Raw genomic sequence first — 7,041 nt, 5'->3', positions numbered from 1 at the left:
AAGCCGATGATCTGTTCTTCGGAAAACCGCTTCTTCACGTCCAATCTCCTTCGGATGGGGGATTGGACTCCAAACCGCGGTGCTACTCAAAAGTGGGGGGACGTCGCCTCCTCGGGAAAGACTACGAGAAAATTCCACTTCTGGGGTCAGCTAATCGGCGGGGGGATTACCACACGAAAGGCCCCAAACGGGGCCTTTTGCATGACCGCGATGTGGGACGCTGCGAGAACGTCCCGATCGCCGTGCCGGCCGCCGCAAGGCGGCTCAGGCGCTTTGTGCCCGCTCCAGCATCTGCCTGGCGTGGGCGCGGGTTTCGCGGGAGATTTCCAGTCCGCCCAGCATGCGCGCCAGCTCGTCGCGGCGGCCCGTGGCGTCCAGCTTCTCGATGTGGGTACGGGTGCCGTCGCCGTCGCTGTGCTTGCTCACGCGCAGGTGCGCATGGCCCTGCGCGGCGACCTGCGGCAGGTGGGTGACGCACAGCACCTGGCGCTGCGCGCCCAGGGCCCGCAGCTTCTGTCCCACGACCTCGGCAACGGCGCCGCCGATACCGGTGTCGACCTCGTCGAACACCATGCAGCCGATGCTGTCCTTGCCCAGGGTGGCCACTTCGATGGCCAGGCTGATCCGCGCCAGCTCGCCGCCGGAAGCGACCTTGCGCAGCGGTCGCGGCGGCTGCCCGGGGTTGGCGCTCACCAGCAGTTCGCAGCGCTCGCGGCCCTGCGGGTCGGGCTCGTCGCCGGCCACGGGTTCGAGTGCCACCACCAGCCGGCCGCCGGCCATGCCCAGCTCGCCCATCAGCGCGCTGACTTCGCCGCCGAGCCGTTCGGCCGCCTGCCGGCGGGCCTGGCTCAGGGCCTCCGCAGCCTCGGCATAGCCGCGTTCCAGCCGGGTGCGCTCGGCGGTGAGACGGTCCAGCGCGTCGCCAGCGCCTTCCAGCTCGGCCAGCTCGGCCTGCAAGGCGCCCAGGCGTTCGTGCAGCTCGGCCACGGGAAGGCGATGGCGGCGGGCCAGCTCGTGCAGGCGGGTGAGGTGGGCGTCGACCTCCGCGTAGCGCTCGGGGTCGAGGTCCACGTCCTGCGCGTAGCGACCGAGCCCGTCGGAGGCCTCGCCGAGCTGGATCGCCGCGTTGTCGAGCAGCTCCAGGAACGGCGCCAGCCCGCCGTCGATGGCGGCCAGCTTGCCGAGCTCGGCATGGGCGCGGGCCAGCGCCCGGCGCAGGGCGAACTCGCTGTCGCCGTCGAGCAGCTCCACCACCCCGGCGGCGCCTTCGGCCAGCCGGCCGGCGTTGGCCAGGCGCTTGTGGCTGGCTTCCAGCTCGGCCAGGTCCGTGGTGGGCAGCGCCCAGCGCTCCAGTTCCCCGACCTCGTGGCGCAGCAGATCCAGGCGACGCTCGCGGTCGTCGCCGCCGCTGAGCTTGCGGATGCGCGCGCCGAGCTCGCGCCATTGCGCGGCCAGCTCGCGCACCCGCGCGACCAGGGCCTCGTTGCCGGCATAAGCGTCGAGCAGGTCCATCTGGTGGCCGCGCGAGAGCAGCGCCTGGTGCTCGTGCTGGCCGTGGATCTCCACCAGCAGGGTCGCCAGTTCGCCGAGCTGGCTGGCGTTGGCGGGGCGTCCGTTGATCCAGGCGCGCGAGCTGCCCTCGGCGCGGATCACGCGGCGCAGCTGGCAGGCGCCTTCGTCGTCGAGCTCCTCGCGCTCGAGCCAGGCACGGGCCTCGGGCAGGGCGGACAGGTCGAACTCGGCCGCCAGCTCGGCACGGTCGCAGCCCTCGCGGACCATGCCGCTGTCGGCGCGGGCGCCGGCCAGCAGCACCAGGGCGTCGACCAGCAGGGACTTGCCGGCGCCGGTCTCGCCGCTGACCACGGTCAGGCCAGGGCCAAACGCGACCTCGGCTTCTTCGACGACGGCGAAATGGCGGACGTACAGGGAAGTGAGCATGGCTTGGAATTGTACGGGGAGAACGGGGGCACGGGCGTGGCTACCGCCGCGACCGGCTTTCTTGCAAACTCCGGTACCACACCTTATTTCTGTGCCGTCTCACCGTTTGCCACAGCGCATGACCCGATCCCACGGCCACGACCTCGACGCCCGCGCCCGCCGCCTGCTGCGCACGCTGATCGCGCAGTACCTGGCCAATGGCGAGCCGGTAGGGTCGCGCACGCTGTCGCGCTCGTCCGGCCTGGACGTGAGCCCGGCCACCATCCGCAACATCATGGCGGACCTGGAGGACGCCGGCCTGGTCGCCTCGCCGCACACCTCCGCCGGGCGCGTGCCCACGCCGCGCGGGCTGCGCCTGTTCGTCGACAGCCTGATCGAGCTGCAGCCGCTGCCGCGCGAGGAGATGGCACGGCTCAAGCGTGAGCTGCCGCCCGGGCCCACCACCACCCGCGACCTGCTCGGCAACGTCTCGGCCCTGCTCTCGGCGATGACCCATTTCGCCGGCGTGGTAACCGTGCCGCGCCAGGGCGACTTCCCGCTGCGCCACATCGACTTCGTGCCGCTGCCGGAGTCGCGGGTGCTGGTGATCCTGGTGTTCTCCGACAACCAGGTGCAGAACCGCATCGTGCAACTGGCCAAGCCGCTGGACGGCCGCGAGCTGGAGCAGGCCGCGAACTACCTGAACACGCATTTCGCCGGGCTGCGCGTGGACGACATCCGCGCCCACCTGCTGCGCGAGCTGCGCGAGGCGGGCAGCGAGCTCAACCGCCTGGTGGCCAGCGCCACCGAGCTGGCGGCCGCCTCGTTCGCGCCGCAGGGGGGGGGCGAGGACGTGCTGGTCAGCGGCCAGACCAACCTGATGTCGTACGCCGAACTGGCGGACCTGGACCGCCTGCGCGAGCTGTTCGAGGCCTTCCAGAAGAAGAGCGAGCTGCTGCAATTGATGGAAGTGTGCGCCCGCGCCCCGGGCGTGCGGCTGTTCATCGGCGAGGAATCGGGCTTCGCCGCCCTGGATGGTTGCAGCGTGGTCACCGCGAGCTACGGCGTGCAGGGCCGCGTGCTGGGCGCGGTCGGGGTGATCGGGCCCACCCGCATGGCCTACGACCGGGTGATCCCGGTGGTGCAGGCGACCGCCGGTTTGCTGAGCGATGCCTTGAATCGCGTCGCGACGTCCCTATAACCGCCCCCGGAGGGCGGGTTTCCCGCATGTTTTCGAATGGTCGGCACGGAGGTGCCGGCCCGCACTTTTGTTTGGGAGTAATGCATGCAGAACAACGAGCAGACGCCGGACCAGGCACAGGGACCGGAGCAGGCGCCGGGACAGGGGGCGGGCCCCGGCGACGCGTCCGGGCTGGAGGCCCTGCAGGCACGCATCGCCGAGCTGGAGGCGAGCAATGCCGAGCTGCGCGACACCGTGCTGCGCGAGCGCGCGGAGCTGGAGAACCAGCGTCGCCGCCTGCATCGCGACCTCGAACAGGCCCGCCGCTTCGCCAACGAGAAGCTGCTGAACGAGCTGTTGCCGGTCTACGACAGCCTCGAGCGCGGGCTGGCGATCGAGAGCGGCGATGCCGCGGCGGTACGCGAAGGCCTGGCGCTGACCCTGAAGGCGCTGCTCAAGGTCGCCGAAGCCCAGGGCCTGGTGCAGGTCGATCCCCTGGGCCAGCCGCTCGATCCGGAACGCCACCACGCCGTGAGCATGGTCGAGGCGCCGGGCAAGGCGCCGGGCACCGTGGTCGACGTGCTGCAGAAGGGTTACCTGCTGAACGACCGCCTGCTGCGTCCCGCGCTGGTCGCGGTGGCCAAGGACAAGGACTGAGCCGCGCGCGCTGAACACACGGCCTCGCGGCATTGAATCGTCGTTTGCGGGCCTCCATCTGGAAAATCATCGCGGCCGCGGGGGCCGCCTGGAAGCATTGGAGCTAAGCATTATGGGCAAGATCATCGGCATCGACCTGGGCACGACCAATTCCTGCGTCGCCATCATGGACGGCAGCACCACCAAGGTGATCGAGAACGCCGAGGGCGACCGCACCACGCCGTCCATCGTCGCCTTCACCAAGGACAACGAGGTGCTGGTGGGCGCGCCGGCCAAGCGCCAGAGCGTGACCAACCCGAAGAACACCTTCTACGCGGTCAAGCGCCTGATCGGCCGCAAGTTCACCGACGCCGAGGTCCAGAAGGACCTGCACATCGTGCCGTACGCCATCGTGGCGCACGACAACGGCGATGCATGGGTGGAGACCTCCGACGGCAAGAAGATGGCACCGCCGGAGATCTCGGCCAAGGTGCTGATGAAGATGAAGAAGACCGCCGAGGACTACCTCGGCGAGCCGGTCACCGAGGCGGTGATCACGGTGCCCGCCTACTTCAACGACAGCCAGCGCCAGGCCACCAAGGATGCCGGCAGGATCGCCGGCCTGGAGGTCAAGCGCATCATCAACGAGCCGACCGCGGCCGCGCTGGCCTACGGCCTGGACAAGAAGGGCGGCGACCGCAAGATCGCGGTCTACGACCTGGGCGGCGGCACCTTCGACGTGTCGATCATCGAGATCGCCGAAGTCGACGGCGAGAAACAGTTCGAGGTGCTGGCCACCAACGGCGACACCTTCCTCGGCGGCGAGGACTTCGACAAGCGCGTGATCGACTACCTGGTCGACGAGTTCCAGAAGGACCAGGGTATCGACCTGCGCAAGGACCCGCTCGCCCTGCAGCGCCTGAAGGACGCGGCCGAGCGCGCCAAGATCGAGCTCTCCTCCGCGCACCAGACCGAGGTGAACCTGCCGTACGTGACGGCCGACGCCTCCGGTCCGAAGCACCTGAACATCAAGCTGACCCGCGCCAAGCTCGAGGCGCTGGTCGAGGACCTGATCAAGCGCACCATCGAGCCGTGCCGCATCGCGCTCAATGACGCCGGCCTGCGCGTGTCGGACATCAACGAGGTGATCCTCGTCGGTGGCCAGACGCGCATGCCCAAGGTGCAGGAGTCGGTCAAGGACTTCTTCGGCAAGGAACCGCGCAAGGACGTCAACCCGGACGAGGCCGTGGCCGTGGGCGCGGCGATCCAGGGCGGCGTGCTGGGCGGTTCGGTCAAGGACGTGCTGCTGCTGGACGTCACCCCGCTGTCGCTCGGCATCGAGACCATGGGCGGCGTGATGACCAAGCTGATCGAGAAGAACACCACCGTGCCGACCAAGGCGGCGCAGACCTTCTCGACCGCGGACGACAACCAGACCGCCGTGACCGTGCACGTGCTGCAGGGCGAGCGCGAGCGCGCCAGCGCCAACAAGTCGCTGGGGCGCTTCGACCTCACCGGCATCGATCCGGCGCCGCGCGGCATCCCGCAGATCGAGGTGACCTTCGACATCGACGCCAACGGCATCCTGCACGTGTCGGCGCGCGACAAGAAGACCGGCAAGGAGCAGAAGATCGAGATCAAGGCGGGCTCCGGCCTGTCCGACGAGGAGATCCAGCGGATGGTCGCCGACGCCGAGGCGCACAAGGAAGAGGACAGGAAGTTCCAGGAACTGGTCAGCACCCGCAACCGCGCCGACCAGCTGGTGCACGCCACCCGCAACGCGCTGAAGGAGCACGGCGGCAAGGTGGGCGCGCAGATCGGCGGCATCGAGGAGGCGCTGGCGGACCTGGAGAAGGTCAAGGACAGCGACGACAAGGCGCAGATCGAGGCGAAGATGCAGAAGCTCGAGCAGGTCGCCCAGGCGCTCTATGCCGCGGCCCAGGGCGGCGGCGCCGAGGCCGGCCCGCAGGCGGCGCCGGGCGGCGGCTCGGCCCAGCCCGATGACGTGGTGGATGCCGAGTTCACCGAGGTCAAGGACGAGAAGAAGTAATCAGCGGAAGTCGGCGCCGCCGATGCAGCAGCCCGCGCCGGCTATCATGCCGCCGCGGGCTGCTTGTTGAACGGACGGCCAGGATTCGAGCAGGAGTGCAGTGGAAGTCATGAGTGCAGCAACGGGCAAGCGCGATTATTACGAGGTCCTCGGTGTGGAACGCACCGTCGGCGAGGCGGAGCTGAAGAAGGCTTTCCGCCGGCTGGCGATGAAGTACCACCCCGACCGCTGCCCGGACGATCCCACCGCGCAGGACAAGTTCAAGGAAGCCAAGGAGGCCTACGATGTCCTGTCCGATCCGCACAAGCGCGCCCTGTACGACCAGCACGGCCATGCCGCCTTCGAGGCCGGCATGGGCGGTCGCGGGGGGGCCGGCTTCGGCGACATGGGCGACATCTTCGGGGACATCTTCGGCGACATCTTCGGCATGGGCGGTGGCCGTGGCCGGCCGCGGCGCGGCGCCGACCTGCGCTACGTCATGGAGCTGGACCTGGAAGAGGCGGTATTCGGCGTCGAGAAGACGATCCAGATCCCCACCCAGGTCAACTGCCACCACTGCAACGGCAGCGGCTCGGCCGACGGCAAGACGGTGTCGTGCCGCACCTGCCACGGGCACGGCCGCGTGCGCATGCAGAACGGCATCTTCTCGATCCAGCAGACCTGCCCGCACTGCGGTGGCAGCGGCCGCACCATCGAGAAACCCTGCAAGGCCTGCCACGGCGAGGGCCTGCTGGAGGAGACGCGTACGCTGGCGGTCCGCATCCCGGCGGGCGTGGACAACGGCGACCGCATCCGGCTGGCCGGGCAGGGCGAGTCGGGCCCGGGCGGCATCGAGCCGGGCGATCTGTACGTCGACGTGCGGGTTCGTGAGCACGCGATCTTCCAGCGCGACGGCAACGACCTGTACTGCGAGGTGCCGATCCGCTTCTCCCAGGCGGCGTTGGGTGCCGAGTTGCAGGTACCCACGCTGGAAGGCGAGGTGCCGGTCACCATCCCGCCGGAGACGCAGACCGGCCAGACCTTCCGCCTGCGCGGGCGCGGCGTGAAATCCGTCCGCTCCGGCCGCATCGGCGACCTGATCTGCCGCGTCGTGGTGGAGACGCCGGTACGGCTGACCCGCGAGCAGCGCGAGCTGCTGGAGAAGCTGGAGGCCACCTTCGCCGAGGGCGAGGCGGACGCGCACACTCCGCGCGCCAAGAGCTGGGTGGACGGCGTGAAGGAGTTCCTCTCGCGCGTCACCTCCTGAGCTGGGTCATGG

General features: G+C 69.6%; 5 protein-coding genes. 4 read left to right on the top strand and 1 reads right to left on the bottom strand.

The genetic code is table 11. The features are described from left to right. Positions 1-264: 264 nt before the first annotated feature. Positions 265-1,938 (bottom strand): DNA repair protein RecN, encoded by a 1,674-nt coding sequence (recN, locus tag WAT24_RS15255; protein ID WP_336808764.1) that lies wholly within the window; start codon positions 1,936-1,938, stop codon positions 265-267. 118 nt (positions 1,939-2,056) lie between these two features. Between recN and hrcA the strand changes: the two genes are divergently transcribed. The 4 genes from hrcA (at position 2,057) to dnaJ (ending at position 7,029) form a co-directional block, all read left to right on the top strand. Further along, the gene (gene hrcA / locus WAT24_RS15250; RefSeq protein WP_336808763.1) at positions 2,057-3,118 is read left to right on the top strand and encodes a heat-inducible transcriptional repressor HrcA; all 1,062 of its coding nucleotides are present in this window, start codon (positions 2,057-2,059) and stop codon (positions 3,116-3,118) included. Positions 3,119-3,202: 84 nt separating this feature from the next. After that, a complete protein-coding gene (grpE, locus tag WAT24_RS15245; RefSeq protein WP_336808762.1) occupies positions 3,203-3,754 on the top strand; it encodes a nucleotide exchange factor GrpE in 552 nt (183 codons plus the stop codon). Positions 3,755-3,866: 112 nt separating this feature from the next. Next, positions 3,867-5,783: a molecular chaperone DnaK gene (gene dnaK / locus WAT24_RS15240; RefSeq protein ID WP_336808761.1), complete on the top strand. Its 1,917-nt coding sequence runs from the start codon at positions 3,867-3,869 to the stop codon at positions 5,781-5,783. A 109-nt stretch (positions 5,784-5,892) separates the two neighbouring features. Further along, entirely contained in the window at positions 5,893-7,029 is a 1,137-nt protein-coding gene (gene dnaJ / locus WAT24_RS15235) for a molecular chaperone DnaJ (protein WP_336808760.1), read from the top strand. The last annotated feature ends 12 nt before the right edge of the window (positions 7,030-7,041 follow it).

The sequence above is a fragment of the Fulvimonas yonginensis genome, from assembly GCF_037137055.1.
Taxonomy (GTDB): domain Bacteria; phylum Pseudomonadota; class Gammaproteobacteria; order Xanthomonadales; family Rhodanobacteraceae; genus Frateuria_A; species Frateuria_A yonginensis.
The sequence above is the reverse complement of the archived record's forward strand: the minus strand, read 5'-3'. Positions and strand labels throughout refer to the sequence as shown.

Coding starts and splice junctions, on each gene's coding strand:
- recN (WP_336808764.1), bottom strand. CDS start 1,938: ATGCTCACTTCCCTGTACGTCCGCCATTTCGCCGTCGTCGAAGAAGCC.
- hrcA (WP_336808763.1), top strand. CDS start 2,057: ATGACCCGATCCCACGGCCACGACCTCGACGCCCGCGCCCGCCGCCTG.
- grpE (WP_336808762.1), top strand. CDS start 3,203: ATGCAGAACAACGAGCAGACGCCGGACCAGGCACAGGGACCGGAGCAG.
- dnaK (WP_336808761.1), top strand. CDS start 3,867: ATGGGCAAGATCATCGGCATCGACCTGGGCACGACCAATTCCTGCGTC.
- dnaJ (WP_336808760.1), top strand. CDS start 5,893: ATGAGTGCAGCAACGGGCAAGCGCGATTATTACGAGGTCCTCGGTGTG.